This is a genomic window from Streptomyces lincolnensis (assembly GCF_001685355.1).
GTDB lineage: Bacteria > Actinomycetota > Actinomycetes > Streptomycetales > Streptomycetaceae > Streptomyces > Streptomyces lincolnensis.
On the sequence record NZ_CP016438.1, the window covers coordinates 7,687,197 to 7,704,878 of the forward strand.

13 protein-coding genes are annotated in these 17,682 nt (G+C 69.9%); 4 read left to right on the forward strand and 9 right to left on the reverse strand.

Annotated elements, in window-relative coordinates:
* Positions 1-47: 47 nt before the first annotated feature.
* From SLINC_RS34030 to SLINC_RS34055, 6 genes are all read right to left on the reverse strand, one after another.
* The gene (locus tag SLINC_RS34030) at positions 48-1,508 is read right to left on the reverse strand and encodes a polysaccharide deacetylase family protein (RefSeq protein WP_237282007.1); all 1,461 of its coding nucleotides are present in this window, start codon (positions 1,506-1,508) and stop codon (positions 48-50) included.
* Positions 1,505-2,938: a cellulose binding domain-containing protein gene (locus SLINC_RS34035; protein ID WP_067441443.1), complete on the reverse strand. Its 1,434-nt coding sequence runs from the start codon at positions 2,936-2,938 to the stop codon at positions 1,505-1,507. Before SLINC_RS34035 ends, SLINC_RS34030 begins: the two co-directional genes overlap by 4 nt.
* A 163-nt stretch (positions 2,939-3,101) precedes the next feature.
* Entirely contained in the window at positions 3,102-5,237 is a 2,136-nt protein-coding gene (locus tag SLINC_RS34040; RefSeq protein ID WP_067441445.1) for a 3-hydroxyacyl-CoA dehydrogenase NAD-binding domain-containing protein, read from the reverse strand.
* Positions 5,234-6,460, reverse strand: a complete 1,227-nt coding sequence (locus SLINC_RS34045) for a thiolase family protein (protein WP_067441448.1) — start codon at positions 6,458-6,460, stop codon at positions 5,234-5,236. The genes SLINC_RS34040 and SLINC_RS34045 overlap by 4 nt, the downstream gene beginning before the upstream one ends.
* Before the next feature lie 150 nt (positions 6,461-6,610).
* Positions 6,611-7,645, reverse strand: a complete 1,035-nt coding sequence (locus SLINC_RS34050) for a LacI family DNA-binding transcriptional regulator (RefSeq protein WP_067441450.1) — start codon at positions 7,643-7,645, stop codon at positions 6,611-6,613.
* The gene (locus tag SLINC_RS34055; RefSeq protein ID WP_067441451.1) at positions 7,642-9,999 is read right to left on the reverse strand and encodes a glycoside hydrolase family 2 protein; all 2,358 of its coding nucleotides are present in this window, start codon (positions 9,997-9,999) and stop codon (positions 7,642-7,644) included. The genes SLINC_RS34050 and SLINC_RS34055 overlap by 4 nt, the downstream gene beginning before the upstream one ends.
* A gap of 151 nt (positions 10,000-10,150) precedes the next feature.
* Here SLINC_RS34055 and SLINC_RS34060 point away from each other — a divergent pair, with 151 nt between their 5' ends.
* The 3 genes from SLINC_RS34060 to SLINC_RS34070 are packed head-to-tail and all read left to right on the forward strand — an operon-like array spanning position 10,151 to position 13,244.
* Positions 10,151-11,464 carry an ABC transporter substrate-binding protein gene (locus tag SLINC_RS34060; protein WP_067441453.1) on the forward strand — a complete coding sequence of 438 codons (1,314 nt, stop codon included), beginning with the start codon at positions 10,151-10,153 and terminating at the stop codon, positions 11,462-11,464.
* Positions 11,464-12,417 (forward strand): carbohydrate ABC transporter permease, encoded by a 954-nt coding sequence (locus SLINC_RS34065; protein ID WP_067445992.1) that lies wholly within the window; start codon positions 11,464-11,466, stop codon positions 12,415-12,417. Before SLINC_RS34060 ends, SLINC_RS34065 begins: the two co-directional genes overlap by 1 nt.
* Positions 12,414-13,244: a carbohydrate ABC transporter permease gene (locus SLINC_RS34070; RefSeq protein WP_067441456.1), complete on the forward strand. Its 831-nt coding sequence runs from the start codon at positions 12,414-12,416 to the stop codon at positions 13,242-13,244. Before SLINC_RS34065 ends, SLINC_RS34070 begins: the two co-directional genes overlap by 4 nt.
* A 30-nt stretch (positions 13,245-13,274) precedes the next feature.
* Here SLINC_RS34070 and SLINC_RS34075 read toward each other — a convergent pair whose 3' ends face one another.
* From SLINC_RS34075 to SLINC_RS34085, 3 genes are all read right to left on the reverse strand, one after another.
* The gene (locus SLINC_RS34075; RefSeq protein ID WP_079164872.1) at positions 13,275-14,555 is read right to left on the reverse strand and encodes a ribonuclease D; all 1,281 of its coding nucleotides are present in this window, start codon (positions 14,553-14,555) and stop codon (positions 13,275-13,277) included.
* Between the two features lie 167 nt (positions 14,556-14,722).
* The gene (locus SLINC_RS34080; RefSeq protein WP_067441460.1) at positions 14,723-15,385 is read right to left on the reverse strand and encodes a response regulator transcription factor; all 663 of its coding nucleotides are present in this window, start codon (positions 15,383-15,385) and stop codon (positions 14,723-14,725) included.
* Between the two features lie 197 nt (positions 15,386-15,582).
* On the reverse strand, positions 15,583-16,251 hold the full coding sequence (locus tag SLINC_RS34085) for a DUF3000 domain-containing protein (protein ID WP_079164873.1): 669 nt from the start codon (positions 16,249-16,251) through the stop codon (positions 15,583-15,585).
* Positions 16,252-16,476: 225 nt separating this feature from the next.
* Between SLINC_RS34085 and hemE the strand changes: the two genes are divergently transcribed.
* Positions 16,477-17,544 carry a uroporphyrinogen decarboxylase gene (gene hemE / locus SLINC_RS34090; protein ID WP_067441463.1) on the forward strand — a complete coding sequence of 356 codons (1,068 nt, stop codon included), beginning with the start codon at positions 16,477-16,479 and terminating at the stop codon, positions 17,542-17,544.
* Positions 17,545-17,682: the final 138 nt, after the last annotated feature.

Sequence of the window (17,682 nt, forward strand, 5' to 3'; positions counted from 1 at the left end):
AAGAGGGGCGGCCGAACGGCCGCCCCTCTTCCGGTTGTTCGCGGGCCTCACGTGTAGGAGGCCATCGCCTCCTCGACCGTGAGGACCGGGATACCGCGGTCGTCGATCGCCTTCATCAGCGCGGTCAGACCGGCCTTGCCGATCTCCGTGCTGGTCGCCGGCGTACCCGCGACGACCTTGTGCAGACACAGGATGAGCCAGTCGCCGTTCTTCACGCAGCGGTCGAGCCGGCCGCCCGCGCCCGTCACCCTCGACAGCGCCGTCCCGCCGATGCCCGTCCCGTCGTTGATACCGGTCAGTGCCTTGAGGCGGTACGGCATCGCCGGGGCGAAGGACTCGATCGTCTCGGAGATGATCGACCGGGCCGTGGTGAAGTGCCGGCTCGCGATCAGGTCCACCGGAACACCGTCGGAGGTCTTCTGGAACGCCCCGTGCGGATAGGCGAAGTGCTCGCTGCTGAACCCGTTGCCCACCAGCCACTCGCGCAGCTTGCGGAAGTCGTCGTCCGCCTGCTCCGCGGTGAGCTTGGGATAGCTCGCGGTGTGGGTGGCGTTGGCGTAGGAGTGCCCGGCCATCTCCCAGCCGGAGAAGTTCTGCATCGAGCGCATCTGGTCGATCGTCAGAAAGCTGCCCGTGCCGATCGCGTCGGCGATGTTGTAGACCGTGCCGGAGTAGCCGAAGGAGTCCATCACCGGGCGGGCCAGGTCGTGGATCGACTTGTGGGAGTCGTCGAAGGTGATCGAGACGACGCCCTTGGGGAAGACCGTGGCGGTGTCCGGTATCAGCTCCACGGCCTGGACCCGGTAGGTCACCGGACCGCCCGCGTTGTCGTACACGGCGAACGACATGTCGGTGAAGCCGGTCTTGGTGGACGGGACTCCGGCCGCCGAGATCGAGTACGTGCCGGCCGCGCTGGTGACATCGGCCCACTGGAGGTGGACCGTCACCCACTCCCCGGACTGCACGTAGTTGGCGGCGGTCCCCGAGTGCGCGTGGAAGGTCCAGGCGAAGTGGTTCGCGAGGGATCCGCTGCCCAGGTAGAAGACCAGCTTGGACAGGTTGGCCACGTCCTCGACCCGCAGCACCAGCCTGATCATCTTGCCCGTCAGGTTCTGCGCGGCCATCCCGGTCTTGCGGACGTAGGACTGCTTGCCGGTGCCGTTGGTGGTGACCCGCACCGACTGCGTCCCCCGGGCGAAGACGGTGGTGTCGTTCGCCTCCGCCGAGGCGGTGCCCGCGCCTCCCGGGGTCCAGCCGTGGGCGGCCTGGAACTGCTGGGACCAGGTGGCCCGGCGGTACTTGGGCCGGCGCCCGGACGGGGCGTAGGCGGGCGGTGTGGTCAGGCCGCCGATGGCCGCTTCGGCCTGGGCCGCAGCGGGCTGGGCGGACACGGTGTTGCCGAGCCATGCGGCGCCGCCGGCCAGCGCGACGCCACCGGTGCCGCCCATGAGCAGCGCGGCGCGCCGGCTAAGCGGGCGGGAACGGCCACGGTTTTGCTCCTTGCTCAACGAGTCTCCTGGACTGTGTCGAAATAGTTCAGGCCGGCGCCGCTGTACTTCTCGACCGCGGCGTCGACCTCTTTCACGGACAGCACGTTGTTGGCGTCGTAGTACAGCCAGTCGACCTTCATGTCCCAGGCGCGGTCGCCCTTGAACGGCAGATCGATGAACCAGTGGTTGAAGTTGATCGACATCCCCGAGCGCGGCGCGTACTTGCCGCTGCTGGAGAAGAGCTTCTCGCCGTCCATGCGGTAGGTGACCTGGTCGTCCTTCACCGTGATCATCATGGTGTGCCAGCCGTCGAGGCTCTTGTTCGTGGTGGTGTAGACCCGGTCGTTGTCCTTGTGGTCGTACCAGGTCACCGTGTCGAGCTTCGGCCCGAGCCGTCCCCAACCGCCGTTCGGCAGGTACTCGTTGTCGAGTTCGCTGTACGTCTTCCCGCTGCCGCCGATCGTGTAGAAGGTCTGGTTGACGTGGTCGCCGCCCTCGCCCTCGGCCGGATCGTCGCTGAAGTGGATGCGGGCGGCGTAGGTGCCGTCGCGGAACTCGCGGCTCCTGGTGCCGAGGCTGGCCTGCCGGGTGCCTGACTCGGTGCCGTCGGTGGCGGCGCGCAGGTTGAGCACCTCGCCGTCGCCGAGGGCGTCCTTCTCCCCGGGGAAGGTGACCCCGTCGGCCGACCAGGTGTCGTCGATGCCCGGGCCGCCCTTGCTGGTGCGGACCAGCCAGCCGTGCTTGAACAGGGCGGGGTCCTTGGCGCCGGCGTAGTGGAAGTTGTCGAACAGCACCCCGGGCGGGGCGGCCGGCAGGGGAGCGGGCGCGGCGGCCGCCTTGGCCGAGGACTGCTTCCCGCCGCCGTTCGGCTCGTCACCCCAGACCAGGACGCCCCGCTTGTAGGCGGTGACCGCCTTGGACTCCTTGTAGCTGGTCTTCTCGGCGTCGAAGGAGCGGTCGTCGGACTGCTTGAGCTCCTTGTGGTCGGCGCGGAAGAGCTGGACGTCGATGCCCTTGCTGTTGCCACCGGCCTTCAGGGTGCCCGCGTCCTCGGTGAACCGCAGCTCCAGGTAGTGGTCGGCGTCCTCGGTGGGCTCGTCGAGCTTCGCGACGGTGCCGGCGATGTTCGAGCAGCCGGCCGCGGCCTGGACGCAGTTGAAGGCGTAGGGGGAGTCCCCGTCCGAGGTGAAGTAGTACCGGAGCGTCAGATCGCTCAACGGCAGCGGCTTCCCGGAGTCGTTGAGGACCTCGAACGACGGCTTGGCCACGGCGGCGGTGGCCGGGGTGGCGGTGCGGTACCGGACGGTGAGCTCCGGCGGGTCCGGGTTCGCCTTCTTCCACACGGGATACAGGGCGGTGGCTCCCGCGGCGACCACACAGATGACCAGCAGCAGTCTGATCTTGGGCCAGACCCGGCGTCGGGGTGTACGGCGGCGGGCTGACGCCACGGGAACTCCTCTGCTGACTCCGATCGGCTAGTGGGCCGGTACCGTCAGAGCAATGTAAACAAGTGGTCGGATTGTGTGAGGATCCTATCCGTCTGGGCGTGCGAAAGGGGGGCGAAGCACATGGATCGTTACCATGCGCCCCACCCCCCTCAGGGGTGACGCGTTACGCCGGGACGCTCGCGACGCCCGGAGCCAGGAACTTCTTGCCGTTCACGCGCTCGGAGACACCCGCGCGGTCCAGGTACGGCGTGATGCCGCCCAGGTGGAAGGGCCAGCCCGCACCGGTGATCAGGCAGAGGTCGATGTCCTGGGCCTCGGCGACGACGCCCTCGTCGAGCATGAGCCCGATCTCCTGCGCCACCGCGTCCAGGACACGCTCGCGGACCTGCTCCTCGGTCAGGACGGAGTCGCCCTGCTTCAGCAGCGCGGCGACCTCGGGGTCCAGCTCCGGCTTGAAACCGTTCTCTGCGGAGTAGACGTAGAAGCCGCGCTTGCCCGCCTCGACGACCGACTTGAGGTTCGGGGAGACCGTGAAGCGGTCCGGGAAGGCCCTGTTGAGGGTCTCCGAGACGTGCAGGCCGATCGCCGGGCCGACCAGCTCCAGGAGCACCAGCGGGGACATCGGCAGACCGAGCGGCTCGACGGCCTTCTCGGCGACCTCGACCGGGGTGCCCTCGTCGATGACGTTCTGGATCTCGCCCATGAAGCGGGTGAGGATGCGGTTCACGACGAACGCCGGGGCGTCCTTGACCAGGACCGCGGTCTTCTTCAGCTTCTTGGCGACGGCGAACGCCGTGGCCAGCGAGGCGTCGTCGGTCGCCTCGCCCCGCACGATCTCCAGCAGCGGGAGGATCGCGACCGGGTTGAAGAAGTGGAAGCCCACGACCCGCTCGGGGTTCTTCAGCTTCGACGCCATCTCGCTGACCGACAGCGAGGAGGTGTTGGTGGCGAGGATCGCGTGCGCCGGGGCGACCGCCTCGACCTCCGCGAACACCGTCTGCTTGACGCCGATCTCCTCGAACACGGCCTCGATGATGAAGTCCGCGTCGGCGAAGCCCTCGGCCTTGTCCAGCACACCGGTGACCAGCGCCTTGAGGCGGTTGGCCTTGTCCTGGTTGATACGGCCCTTGCCGAGCAGCTTGTCGATCTCGGCGTGGACGTAGCCCACACCCTTGTCGACGCGCTCCTGGTCGATGTCGGTCAGCACGACCGGCACCTCCAGGCGGCGCAGGAACAGCAGCGCGAGCTGCGAGGCCATCAGACCGGCACCGACGACACCGACCTTGGTGACCGGACGCGCCAGGTTCTTGTCCGGGGCGCCCGCGGGACGCTTGCCGCGCTTCTGCACCAGGTTGAACGCGTAGATGCCGGCGCGCAGTTCGCCACCCATGATCAGGTCGGCGAGCGCCTTGTCCTCGGCGTCGTAGCCCTGCTGGAGGTCGCCGTTCTTGGCGGCGGCGATGATGTCGAGGGCGCGGTAGGCGGCCGGGGCGGCCCCGTGCACCTTGGAGTCCGCGATGAACCGGCCCTTGGCGACGGCCTGGTCCCAGGCCTCACCGCGGTCGATCACCGGACGCTCGACCGCGACGTCGCCCTTCAGCACCTGGGCGGTCCAGATCAGCGACTGCTCCAGGAAGTCGGCGCCCTCGAAGATCGCGTCCGCGATCCCCAGGTCGAAGACCTGCTCGCCCTTGAGCTGCTTGTTCTGGTTGAGGCTGTTCTCGATGATCACCGAGACGGCCTTGTCGGCGCCGATCAGGTTCGGCAGCAGCGTGCAGCCGCCCCAGCCGGGGACCAGGCCGAGGAAGACCTCGGGCAGCGAGAAGGCGGGCAGCGCCTTGGACACGGTCCGGTAGGAGCAGTGCAGACCGACCTCGACGCCACCGCCCATCGCCGCGCCGTTGTAGTACGCGAAGGTCGGGACCGCGATACCGGCGAGGCGCTTGAAGACCTCGTGGCCGCCCTTGCCGATGGCCAGCGCGTCCTTGTGCTCCTTCAGCAGCTCGACGCCCTTGAGGTCGGCGCCGACGGCGAAGATGAACGGCTTGCCGGTGATGCCGACACCGACGATCTCGCCGGCCCCGGCCTCCTTCTCGACCTGGTCGATGGCGGTGTTCAGGTTCGCCAGCGAGGCCGGGCCGAAGGTGGTCGGCTTGGTGTGGTCGAAGCCGTTGTCCAGCGTGATGAGCGCGAAGCGTCCGGCGCCCGCCGGCAGGTCGAGGTGGCGTACGTGCGCCGACGTCACGACCTCGTCGGGAAACAGCTCGGCCGCGCCCTTGAGGAGTTCGGTGGTGCTCACTTGTCGCCTCCGGCGTCCTTGTGGTGCGGGTTCTCCCAGATGACCGTGGCGCCCATGCCGAAGCCGACGCACATGGTGGTGAGGCCGTAACGGACCTCCGGCTGCTCCTCGAACTGACGGGCCAGCTGGGTCATCAGGCGCACGCCGGAGGAGGCGAGGGGGTGGCCGTAGGCGATGGCGCCGCCGTACTGGTTCACGCGGGCGTCGTCGTCGGCGATGCCGTAGTGCTCCAGGAACGCGAGCACCTGGACGGCGAAGGCCTCGTTGATCTCGAAGAGGTTGATGTCCTCGATCGACAGACCGGCCTTGGCGAGGGCCTTCTCCGTGGCCGGGATCGGGCCGTAGCCCATGACCTCCGGCTCGACGCCCGCGAAGGCGTAGGAGACCAGGCGCATCTTCACCGGCAGGTTGTGCTCGCGGGCGAAGTCCTCGCTCGCGATGATCGAGGCGGTGGCGCCGTCGTTCAGACCGGCCGCGTTACCGGCGGTGACCCGGCCGTGCACACGGAACGGGGTCTTCAGACCGGCCAGGTTCTCCAGGGTGGTCCCCGGGCGCATCGGCTCGTCGGCGGTGACCAGGCCCCAGCCCGTCTCGCCCGCCTCGGCGTTCGTGCGACGCACCGAGATCGGCACCAGGTCGGCCTGGATCTTGCCGTTGGCGTACGCCTTCGCGGCCTTCTCCTGCGAGCGCACGGCGTACTCGTCGGCGCGCTGCTTGGTGATCGTCGGGTAGCGGTCGTGCAGGTTCTCGGCGGTCATGCCCATGAACAGGGCGGACTCGTCGACCAGCTTCTCGCTCACGAACCGCGGGTTCGGGTCCACGCCCTCACCCATGGGGTGGCGGCCCATGTGCTCGACACCACCGGCGATGACGGCGTCGTAGGCACCGAAGGCGATGGAACCGGCCGTGGAGGTGACGGCGGTCAGGGCGCCGGCGCACATGCGGTCGATCGAGTAGCCGGGCACCGACTGCGGCAGCCCGGCGAGGATGCCCGCCGTACGGCCGAGGGTCAGGCCCTGGTCGCCGATCTGCGTGGTCGCGGCGATGGCGACCTCGTCGATCTGCTTCGGGTCGAGACCGGGGTTGCGGCGCAGCAGCTCCCGGATCGCCTTCACGACGAGGTCGTCGGCGCGGGTCTCGTGGTAGATGCCCTTCGGGCCCGCCTTGCCGAACGGGGTGCGGACGCCGTCTACGAAGACGACGTCCCTGACGGTACGAGGCACGATGGCTCTCCTCCAGATGCGGGATGGCACTGCTGCACTGCGCAAGCGCTGAGCGCGCGCTCAGCCCCCATGCTACTTATGAGTAACGTAGCTGCACAGTCCCGGAGGCGGGAGCGGCGAAGGTCACATCGAAACAGCCGGTGCCGACCCTCACCGAGGGGGCGCGGTGGACCCCCGGGGTGTCAGGACGGGAGTGGGCACCGGATGCGATCCCGGCCCCTCCCCGGTGATCACCCCGAACAGCGTACGGGCCGCCTCCACCCCGAATCCGTGCACGTCATGACTCATCGCGGACAGGGTCGGATGCGTGAGCCGGCACAGCTGGGAGTCGTCCCAGGCCAGCAGCGAGACATCGTCCGGCACCCGCAGCCCCATCTCGGCGGCCACCGAGAGCCCGGCCACCGCCATGATGTCGTTGTCGTACACGATCGCCGTCGGCCGGTCACCCGGCGGAGCCGTCAGCAGCGACCGGGTCGCCCGGGCCCCCGCCTCGCCCGAGTAGTCGGTCGTCACCTGCCAGGCCCCGGCCAGCCCCAGCACCCTCCCGGCCTCGGAGAACGCGGCGCCCCGCGCCACCGTGTGCCCGAGCGCCGCCGCGCCCCCCACCCGGGCGATCCGCCGGTGTCCCAGCGCCGCGAGATACCGCACGGCCTCCGTGACGGCCGTGGCGTCGTCCGTCCACACCGAGGTGAGGCCCCCGGTGAGCGAGGGATGGCCGACGGCGACCACGGGCATCCCGAGCCGTTCGACCGAGGCGACCCGGGGATCGTCCTGACGGAGGTCGACCAGGATCGCGCCCCCGATCTGCCGCCCCCGCCACCACGCCTCGTGCAGCCCGACCTCCTCCTCCACGGACCGCACGAGCCGCAGCAGCAGCGAGCAGGAGTGCTCGATCAGGACGCTCTCCACGCCCGAGATGAACTCCATGTAGAAGGGTTCCAGGCCGAGTAGCCGGGCCGGCCGGCAGATCGTCAGCCCGACCACGTCCACCCGTGACCCGGCCAGCGTCCGCGCCGTGAGGTTCGGAGCCCAGCCCAGCTCCCGCGCCGCCTGGAAGATCCGGTCCCGGGTGGCCTCGGACAGCCCCGGCTTGTGGTTGAAGGCGAGGGACACCGCCCCCTTGGACACGCCGGCGCGCGCGGCGACGTCCTTGATCGTGACGCGGGCGGCCGGCTGGGCTGTCATCGGTGGGGCTCCATGCAGAACAGTGCGGAACGGACGGCGTCCGGATCGGGAGTCCTCCAGCCGCTGACACCGATGGTCACCCGCTCGCCGGGCAGCAGGGTCACCAGCCCCCGGTCGGCCCGTGCCTCCGGGTCCAGCCGGTCGGCCTGGAGCAGCAGATCCCGTACGAGGGTGCGGGCCGTCACGGTCACGGCACCCGGCGCCACCGAGACGTCGAACTCGGGCCGCGGATAGGGGATGTCACGGTCGGGCGCGGGGAAGTGCACGGCCCGCAGCCCGTCGGCGTCCGCCACCAGGAACTCCTTCGCCCCCACCGGCTCCAGCTCCCGCGCCACCGCCACCTCGGCGACGGCCCGCCGCCCGGCACGGAACCCCACCTCCGCCTCGCCGATCACCGCCCCCTCGACCGACATCCGCCGCAGCCGCACGGCACCCGTCCACTCCTCGGCCGCCTGGTTGACCACGACCAGTGCCCGCCCCCGCAACGTCAGCAACCGGTCCGCGTACACCCGCCGCAGCTCGTGGTAGAGCGGCTTCTCCCGCCCGTCCCCGTCGATCGCCGCCCACGACGTCACCGGCCAGCAGTCGTTGAGCTGCCATACGACCGTCCCCGCGCACCGGGGCCAGTGCGACCGCCAGTGCTCGATGCCGGCGGCGACCGCCCGCGCCTGGTTGACCTGGGTCAGGTAGTGCCAGCGGTCGAAGTCCCCCTCGGGGAAGGCGAAATGGCGCTCCAGCCCGCGCCGCAGCTTTCCGTTGCCGTCGTCGGCCTTCTGGTGGTGCAGCATGCCGGGGGAGTCGGCCGCGAGCTCCCCGCCCGGCAGCGCGCGCCGCAGGGTCGCGTACGCGGGCGGGGCCTGCCAGCCGAACTCGGCGACGAACCGCGGCACGGTCGCCCGGTATTCCGCGTAGTCTTCCCGATTCCAGACATCCCATGAATGGTGCGTGCCGTGCGCCGGGTCGTTCGGATGGTGCTCCCAGGACCCGGACCAGGGACTGCCCGCCGTGTACGGCCGCGTCGGGTCCAGCTCGGCCACCACGCGCGGCAGCACGCCCAGGTAGTACCCCTCCCCCCAGGAGTCCCCGGCCAGCCGCGGTTCCCATCCCCAGTCCCGGAACCCCCACAGGTTCTCGTTGTTGCCGTTCCAGAGCACGAGCGAGGGATGCGGCATCAGGCGTACGACGTTCTCGCGGGCCTCCGCCTCCACCTCGCCCCGCAGCGGCTGCTCCTCCGGGTAGGCCGCGCACGCGAAGGGGAAGTCCTGCCAGACCAGCAGCCCGAGTTCGTCGCAGGCGTCGTAGAAGTCCTCGCTCTCGTAGATCCCGCCGCCCCACACGCGCACCAGGTCCACGCCGGCGCCGGCCGCCTGGCGCAGCCGCTCCCGGTAGCGCTCGCGCGTGATCCGGGAGGGGAAGGGGTCGTCCGGGATCCAGTTCACGCCTCGCGCGAAGAGCCGCTCGCCGTTGACCACGAGGGTGAACCCGGACCCGTGCTCGTCGGCCCGGCGGTCCAGCTCCACGGTCCTGAAGCCGATCCGCCGACGCCACACGTCCAGCTCCCGGTCCTCGTGAAGGAGCGTCAACTCGACGTCGTACAGCGGTTGTTCACCGTACCCGCGCGGCCACCACAGGCGCGGCCGCGGCACCTGGAGCCGGACTGTGCCGGCCGTCCCGTCGATCTCCGCGCGCGCCCGCTCCCCGCCCACGCGGGCCTCGACCACGAGCGGCGCCTCGACCCTGGTCCGCTCGACCTCGACGGCCAGCTCCACCCGCCCGAGGCCGTCCTCGACGGTCACGACCGGCCGCACCCGGGCGATCCGGGCGGTCGACCAGCGCTCCAGCCGCACCGGCCGCCACATCCCGGCCGTCACCAGCGTCGGCCCCCAGTCCCAGCCGAAGGAGCAGGCCATCTTGCGCAGGTACTGGAAGGGTTCGGCATAGGCGCCGGGACGCTCGCCCACCTTCCCGCGCACGGCCTCGGCCTCGGCGTAGGCGGAGACGAACCGCACCGACAGCCGCCCGCTCAGACCGGTCACGTCGAAGCGGTGGGCGCGGTGCATGTTCCTCGTCCGGCCCAGGACCCGGCCGTCGAGCAGAATCTCGGCCACGGTGTCCAGGCCGTCGAAGACGAGGTCGGCCTGCTCGTGCCCGTTCGTCGCGGGGAGTTCCCTCTCGTACGTCCAGTCCCGGCGCCCCACCCACGCCACCTCGGTCTCGTTCCGCCCGAGGAAAGGGTCCGGGATCACTCCCGCCGCCAGCAGATCGGTGTGCACACAGCCCGGCACCGCGGCCGGGAGCGCGTCCCCCTCGTGCCGCAGGGTCCATCCCTCGGTGAGCGGTGTGGCCTGAAGCATCCGCACTCCTAAACCGATCCATCCCAGTGCCGGGAAACAGCTTGGCATCGTTGGCGAGATAGGGACTTTACCGGTTAAGAAAACGTTGTCAGAGTTCGGAACCAGCCAACCCGCCCGTGCTCGTCCGTCCCCCAGAACGGAGCTGACGCACATGAACCGCCGTCACATCCTCGCCATGGTCGCCGGAGCGGCCCTGCTGGTCCCCGGATGCACCGGTACCGGAGGCACGTCCAAGGGTGCGGACGCCGAGGCGCCCACCGATCCGGCGAAGGTCACCGGCACCATCAAGGTCCTCACCGTGCGGACCGACCTGATCCAGGACGGCACGCTGAAGCGCTACGCCGCCGAGTTCAGCAAGGCCTATCCCAAGGTCAAGGTCGAGTTCGAGGGACTCACCGACTACGAGGCCGAAGTCAAGATCCGCATGAACACCAAGAACTACGGCGACGTCCTGCTGATCCCCGCGGTCGTCAAGAAGAGCGACTACCCCAAGTTCTTCGCCTCGCTGGGCACCCAGGAGGAGCGCGCCAAGAAGTACCGCTTCACCGACTACACCACGGTCGACGGCAAGGTCTACGGGCAGAGCCCGAACGGGGTGAGCCCCGGGTTCATCTACAACAAGCGGATCTGGAAGGAGGCCGGGGTCACCGAGTGGCCCACCACCCCGGCCGAGTTCATCGCCGATCTCAAGGCCATCAAGGCCAAAACCGACGCGATCCCCTACTACACCAACTTCGCGGCGGGCTGGACGCTCAGCGGCTGGACGTCCGTCAACGGCTCGGTCCACTGCGACCCGAAGGCGACCGACAAGCTCGCCGAGGGCGACCCGTGGGCGAAGGGCGCCGATCTGCGCGTCGGCGACACCCTCCTGCACGACATGGTGAAGGCGGGGCTGATCGAGAAGGACCCGACCACCAGCAACTGGGAGGAGTCCAAGCCCCGGACGGCGAAGGGCGAGATCGCCACCCAGTGGCTGGGCACCTGGGCGATCGTCCAGTTCCAAGACGCCGCGAAGAAGGCCGGGGTGAACCCCGACGACATCGGCTTCATGCCCTTCCCGGCCCAGACCGGCAGCACGTTCTGCGCGACCATCAGCCCCGACTACAACCAGGGCGTCAACGTCCACTCCCAGCACAAGGCCGCGGCCCGCGCCTGGATCGACTGGTTCACCGACAAGTCCACCTACGCGCAGGACAACCTGGCCATCTCCCCGCTCAAGGGCGCCCCGCTCCCCGACGTCCTGAAGCCGTACGAGGAGGCGGGCGTGAAGTTCATCGAGGTGGACGACACCAAGGGCGCCCAGGTCAAGAACGTCGACAACCAGTCGGAGGTCGGCATCTACGCCCCCGAGTACCGGCAGAACCTCGTCGACCTCGCCCGCGGCGCACGCGACGGCAGCCTGGAGGCGTTCTTCGCCGACCTCAGCAAGCGGTGGACCGAGACGCAGCGGACCGCGGGGTCCTGATGACGGACACCACCGAGAAGGCGGCGGTGAAGACCACCACGGGGGCGGCGTCCACCGCCCCCTCCCCGGCCCCCGCCCCACGCGGGACACGCGTGTGGCGGGGCGTCACCCCCTGGCTGTTCCTGATCGCCCCGCTCGCCCTGCTGATCACCTTCACCTACGCGCCGGTCGCCAACATGCTCGCGTACAGCCTCACCGACTGGGACGGCGTGAGCCCCGAACTGCGCTACATCGGCGCCGAGAACTACGCGGAGATCTTCACCCGCGAGGACCTCTTCCGGGTCTTCTTCGTCAGCGGCTACTACCTCGTCGCCTCCGCCGTGCAGATCGTCGCCGCGCTCTACTTCGCGACGATCCTGAGCTTCAACGTCCGCTTCCGGAACTTCTTCAAGGGCGTGCTCTTCTTCCCGTACCTGATCAACGGGGTGGCGATCGGCTTCGTCTTCCTCTACTTCTTCCAGGACGGCGGCACCCTCGACTCGGTGCTGAACCTGTTCGGCGTGGAGAGCGACCGGGCCTGGCTCGGCACCCCGGTCTCCGCCAACACCTCCCTCGCCGGCGTGTCCGTCTGGCGCTATCTGGGCCTGAACTTCGTCCTGTTCCTCGGCGCGATCCAGTCGATCCCGGGGGAGCTGTACGAGGCGGCGGAACTGGACGGCGCCAACCGCTGGCACCAGTTCCGGCACATCATCGCGCCGGGCATCAAGCCGGTCCTGACCCTGACGGTGATCCTCTCGATCTCCGGCTCGCTCTCGGTCTTCGAGGTCCCGTACATCATGACCGGCGGCGCGACCGGCACCGAGACCTTCGTGATCCAGACGGTGAACCTGGCCTTCCGGTTCGGCAAGACGGGACTGGCCTCCGCGGCCGCCGTGGTCCTTCTGCTGATCATCCTCCTGGTGACCTGGATCCAGCGGCGCCTGGTCCCCGACGACAAGGTGGACCTCGTATGACCCGGCGTACCGTGGCCCGCGCCCTCGTGTACCTGTCGCTGATCGCCGCGACCGTGGTGGTCCTGCTCCCGCTCGTCGTCGTCCTGCTGACGTCACTCAAGTCCGAGCGGGAGATGACGCGGTCGGGCGGTGCGCTGTCGCTGCCCGACAACCTGCTGAACTTCCACAACTACGTCTCGGCGTTCCGGGACGGCGAGATGCTCTCCGCCTTCGCCAACACGGCGGTCATCCTGCTGGTCTCCGTCGGCGGCACCGTCCTCATCGGCTCGATGACGGCGTACGCCATCGACCGCTTCACCTTCCGCCTCAGGAAACTGGTCGTCGCTCTCTTCCTGGTCGCCGCGCTGGTCCCCGGCGTGACCACCCAGGTGGCGACCTTCCAGATCGTCAACAGCTTCGGCATGTTCGACAGCCTCTGGGCACCGATCGCGCTCTACATGGGCACGGACATCGTCTCGATCTACATCTTCCTGCAGTTCGTCCGGTCCATCCCGGTCTCCCTGGACGAGTCCGCGCGCCTCGACGGGGCCAACGCCTTCACGATCTACCGGAAGATCATCTTTCCCCTGCTCAAACCCGCGATCGCCACCGTCGTGATCGTGAAGGGCATCACCGTCTACAACGACTTCTACATCCCGTTCCTCTACATGCCCTCCGAGGATCTTGGCGTGATCTCGACGTCCCTGTTCCGCTTCCGCGGCCCCTACGCGGCCCACTGGGAGGTCATCTCGGCAGGAGCGATCCTGGTGATCCTGCCGACACTGATCGTCTTCCTGTCGTTGCAGCGCTTCATCTACAACGGCTTCATGAGAGGAGCGACGAGGTGATGAGCGCCCCGGGAGGCACCGCCGCGGGGGCTACGCGGACAGCGCGGCCACCAGCACGGGAGTGACCTGCTCGACCTGCCAGGGCCGGGCTCCGAAACCCGCCAGCGCGGTGCCCACCGACTCCGCGCTGACAACGTTGGGCGGCTCCCAGCAGACCCGCCGTACGGTGTCCGGCGTGATCAGGTTCTCCTGAGGCATGGTGAGCTGCTCGGCCAGGGCGGAGACCGCGGCCCGCGCGGCGGAGAGCCGCGCGGCGGCGGCGGGGTCCTTGTCGGCCCAGGCCCGCGGCGGCGGCGGCCCGGTGACGGGCTGCCCCGGCTGCGGCAACTGCGCGTCGGCGAGGACCTTGGCCCGGTCCACGGCGGCCTGCCACTGCTCCAGCTGCCGCCGCCCCATCCGATGCCCGAAGCCGTTCAGAGCGGCGAGGGCGTGCACGTTCGCCGGAACGGCCAGCGCGGCCTCCACGATCGCCGCGTCCGACAGCACCTTGCCCGGCGACACGTCCCGCCGCTGGGCGATCCGGTCCCGCGCCTCCCACAGCTCCCGCACGACGGCCAGCTGGCGACGCCGGCGCACCTTGTGCATCCCGGAGGTCCGGCGCCAGGGCTCCTTGCGCGGCTCGGCGGGCGGCGCGGCGGCGATCGCCGCGAACTCCTGCTGCGCCCACTCCAGCTTGCCCTGCCGGTCCAGCTCCTTCTCCAGTGCGTCCCGCAGGTCGACGAGGAGTTCCACGTCCAGCGCGGCATAGCGCAGCCACGGCTCGGGCAGCGGCCGGGTCGACCAGTCGACGGCGGAGTGCCCCTTCTCCAGGACGAAGCCCAGGACACCCTCCACCATCGCGCCGAGGCCGACCCGCGGGAACCCGGCGAGCCGCCCGGCCAGCTCGGTGTCGAACAGCCGCGTCGGCACCATGCCTATCTCGCGCAGACAGGGCAGGTCCTGGGTGGCGGCGTGCAGCACCCACTCCACGCCGGAGAGCGCCTCACCCAGACCGGACAGGTCGGGACAGGCCACGGGGTCGATCAGTGCGGTTCCCGCGCCCTCGCGGCGCAGCTGCACCAGATAGGCGCGCTGGCCGTAGCGGTAGCCGGACGCCCGCTCGGCGTCGACGGCGACGGGGCCGGAACCGGCCTCGAACGCGGCGATCATCCCGGCGAGCGATTCCTCGTCGGCGATCACCGGCGGAATGCCCTCGCGGGGCTCCAGCAAAGGGATCGGCGCCTCCGTAACAGAAGATCCGCCGTCGTCCGGAGGAGCGCCTCCGGTGGTTCGCAGTGAAATGTCTGCTGCGGTCTCTTGGGCGTCGGTCACATGTCAAGGGTATCCGTGTATGGACAGCGCCTGCCGACGGAACGTTCCGTCGGCAGGCGCCTGAGGGTCGTAAACCAGTCAGCTCGGTGAAAGATCCGGTTCACGACGGGTGGATGCGTGGACGAAGATCAGCGGCCGATCAGGTTCACGTCGGTGACGTATGCGGGTCAGTGGATGATGCCGGTGCGCAGGGCGACGGCGACCATGCCGGCCCGGTCGCCCGTGCCGAGCTTGCGGGCGATGCGGGCGAGGTGGCTCTTGACGGTGAGGGCGGACAGCCCCATCGAGACGCCGATCGCCTTGTTGGACTGGCCCTCGGCGACCAGCCTCAGCACCTCGACCTCGCGGCCGGAGAGCTCTCGGTAACCCCCCGGGTGGCTCGGGGAACCCGGGGGGCGGCGGTGCATTCGGGCGGCGGCGGAACCGATGGGGGCGGCGCCCGGCCGGGTGGGGAGCCCGAGGTTGGTACGGGTGCCGGTGACGACGTAGCCCTTGACTCCGCCCGCGAGGGCGTTGCGCACGGCGCCGATGTCGTCGGCGGCGGACAGGGCCAGGCCGTTGGGCCAGCCCGCGGCGCGGGTCTCGGACAGGAGGGTGAGGCCGGAGCCGTCGGGCAGGTGGACGTCGGCGATGCAGATGTCGCGGGGGTTGCCGATGCGGGGACGAGCCTCCGCGACGGACGAGGCCTCGATCACGTCGCGCACACCGAGCGCCCACAGGTGGCGGGTGACGGTGGAGCGGACGCGCGGGTCGGCCACGACCACCATGGCGGTGGGCTTGTTCGGGCGGTAGGCGACCAGGCTTGCGGGCTGCTCAAGGAGAACGGACACCAGGCCTCCTGGGGTGGGACGGCTTTCCAAGGTCACAGTCGTCTTCGGCACCAAACCCCTGGGCCTTTAGAGAAAGATCACGATTTAGTGAGTAACAATCCGTGCAATTCGGACGTGCGGTCGATCGTTCGGTGAACGGATCGGTTCGTTCGAGCGTCGAGGAGTGACTGAAAGTGGCCGTATCGACAAAGTGACCGTCAGCGGGACTGCGGTCCGCGGCGCTGCGGCAGCGTGACCACCGAGGCGTCGCCGGGACCGGCCGGGGGCAGACCCGCGACCTGGGCGAGCAGATCGCACCAGGCAGTCAGATGGGCCGCCGTGTCCGGCACCCCGCCCAGCCCCTCCCGGGGTGTCCAGGAGGCGCGGATCTCGATCTGCGAGGCGGGCGGCCGTTCGGACAGCCCGCCGAAGTAGTGGGAGCTCGCACGCGTGACCGTGCCGCTCGGCTCACCGAACGCCAGCCCGCGCGCGCTCAGCGCACCGGTGAGCCAGGACCAGCAGACCTCGGGCAGCAGCGGGTCGGCGGCCATCTCCGGCTCCAGCTCCGCGCGCACCAGCGTCACCAGGCGGAAGGAGCCCCGCCAGGCGTCGTGCCCGTCCGGGTCGTGCAGCAGCACCAGCCGCCCGTCGGCCAGATCCTGGTCGCCGTCGACGACCGCGGCCTCCAGCGCGTACGCGTGCGGGGCGAGCCGCTGGGGCGCCCGCGTCGGTTCCACCTCGATCTGCGGGCGCAGCCGGCTGGTCCGCAACGCCTGGACCGCGGCCTGGAACGCCGGCGGCTCCGTACTGCCCGTATCCCGCTCCCCCTCCTTCTCGTCGTCCATTCCGCCAGCGCCGTCCGACAGTCGTCCTTGAGCCGCAGCCATGCGGGAAGATTAAGGGGAACCGGGGCCAGGCGCTGGCCTGACACCCCGGACCCGGTGTCCCTGTGGGCCCAGGGCCCTGCTGATGGATCTCCGCGGCGTCGCGACGCCCGGCCCGCACGCCGATCGCACGCACCGAACGCCGCTCCTTCTCCCACGGAGATCCATCAGAAGGGCCCTGGCCGGGCGGGCTGAAGGGCGCCGTCGGCGTCGTGCAAGACTTGGCCCGTGAGCGCCAACGAGACCCCCACGGGCAAGCCGCCGACGGCCACGTACGACTCCGCCTTCCTCAAGGCATGCAGGCGTGAGCCCGTGCCGCACACGCCGGTCTGGTTCATGCGGCAGGCCGGGCGCTCGCTGCCGGAGTACCGCAAGGTGCGCGAGGGTATCCCCATGCTGGAGTCCTGCATGCGGCCCGAGCTGGTCACCGAGATCACGCTCCAGCCGGTCCGCCGGCACGACGTGGACGCGGCGATCTACTTCAGCGACATCGTCGTCCCCCTCAAGGCCATCGGCGTCGACCTCGACATCAAGCCCGGCGTCGGCCCGGTCGTCGAGCGCCCGATCCGTACCCGCGCCGACCTGGCCCAGCTGCGCGACCTCACCCCCGAGGACGTCTCCTACGTCACCGAGGCGATCGGTCTGCTCACCCGCGAGCTCGGCCCGACCCCCCTGATCGGCTTCGCCGGGGCGCCTTTCACCCTCGCGAGCTACCTCGTCGAGGGGGGCCCGTCCCGCACGTACGAGAACGCCAAGGCGATGATGTACGGCGAGCCCGAGCTCTGGGCCGACCTGCTCGACCGCCTCGCGGACATCACGGCCGCCTTCCTCAAGGTGCAGATCGAGGCCGGCGCCTCCGCGGTCCAGCTCTTCGACTCCTGGGCCGGGGCGCTGTCCCCGGCCGACTACCGCACCTCGGTGATGCCGGCCTCCGTCAAGGTCTTCGAGGCCGTCGCCGGCTACGGCGTCCCGCGCATCCACTTCGGCGTCGGCACCGGCGAGCTGCTGAAGCTCATGGGCGAGGCCGGCGCCGATGTCGTCGGCGTCGACTGGCGTGTCCCGCTCGACGAGGCGGTCCGCCGCGTCGGTCCCGGCAAGGCGCTCCAGGGCAACCTCGACCCGACCGTCCTGTTCGCCGGCCAGGACGCCGTCGAGACCAAGGCCCGCGAGGTCCTCGACGCCGCCGCCGGTCTGGAGGGCCACGTCTTCAACCTCGGCCACGGCGTCATGCCGTCCACGGACCCGGACGCGCTGACCCGGCTCGTGGAGTACGTCCACACCCGCACTGGCCGATAACAGCTCCTGGAAGGTGACGGGCCGCCTGCCCCCGCAGGCGGCCCGTTCGCATGTGTTCACCAAACTTTTGAAGGCATTTACGCAGCTCGGCGAGTATCTCTGTGGAGGAATGGGAGGGTTTCAGTGATCCCATCTCTC

What these genes read in the sequence shown, in the direction of transcription:
- SLINC_RS34070 (WP_067441456.1), top strand. Translation starts at nt 12,414, where the DNA reads ATGACCCGGCGTACCGTGGCCCGCGCCCTCGTGTACCTGTCGCTGATC.
- SLINC_RS34060 (WP_067441453.1), top strand. Translation starts at nt 10,151, where the DNA reads ATGAACCGCCGTCACATCCTCGCCATGGTCGCCGGAGCGGCCCTGCTG.
- SLINC_RS34065 (WP_067445992.1), top strand. Translation starts at nt 11,464, where the DNA reads ATGACGGACACCACCGAGAAGGCGGCGGTGAAGACCACCACGGGGGCG.
- SLINC_RS34085 (WP_079164873.1), bottom strand. Translation starts at nt 16,251, where the DNA reads ATGGCTGCGGCTCAAGGACGACTGTCGGACGGCGCTGGCGGAATGGAC.
- SLINC_RS34055 (WP_067441451.1), bottom strand. Translation starts at nt 9,999, where the DNA reads ATGCTTCAGGCCACACCGCTCACCGAGGGATGGACCCTGCGGCACGAG.
- SLINC_RS34050 (WP_067441450.1), bottom strand. Translation starts at nt 7,645, where the DNA reads ATGACAGCCCAGCCGGCCGCCCGCGTCACGATCAAGGACGTCGCCGCG.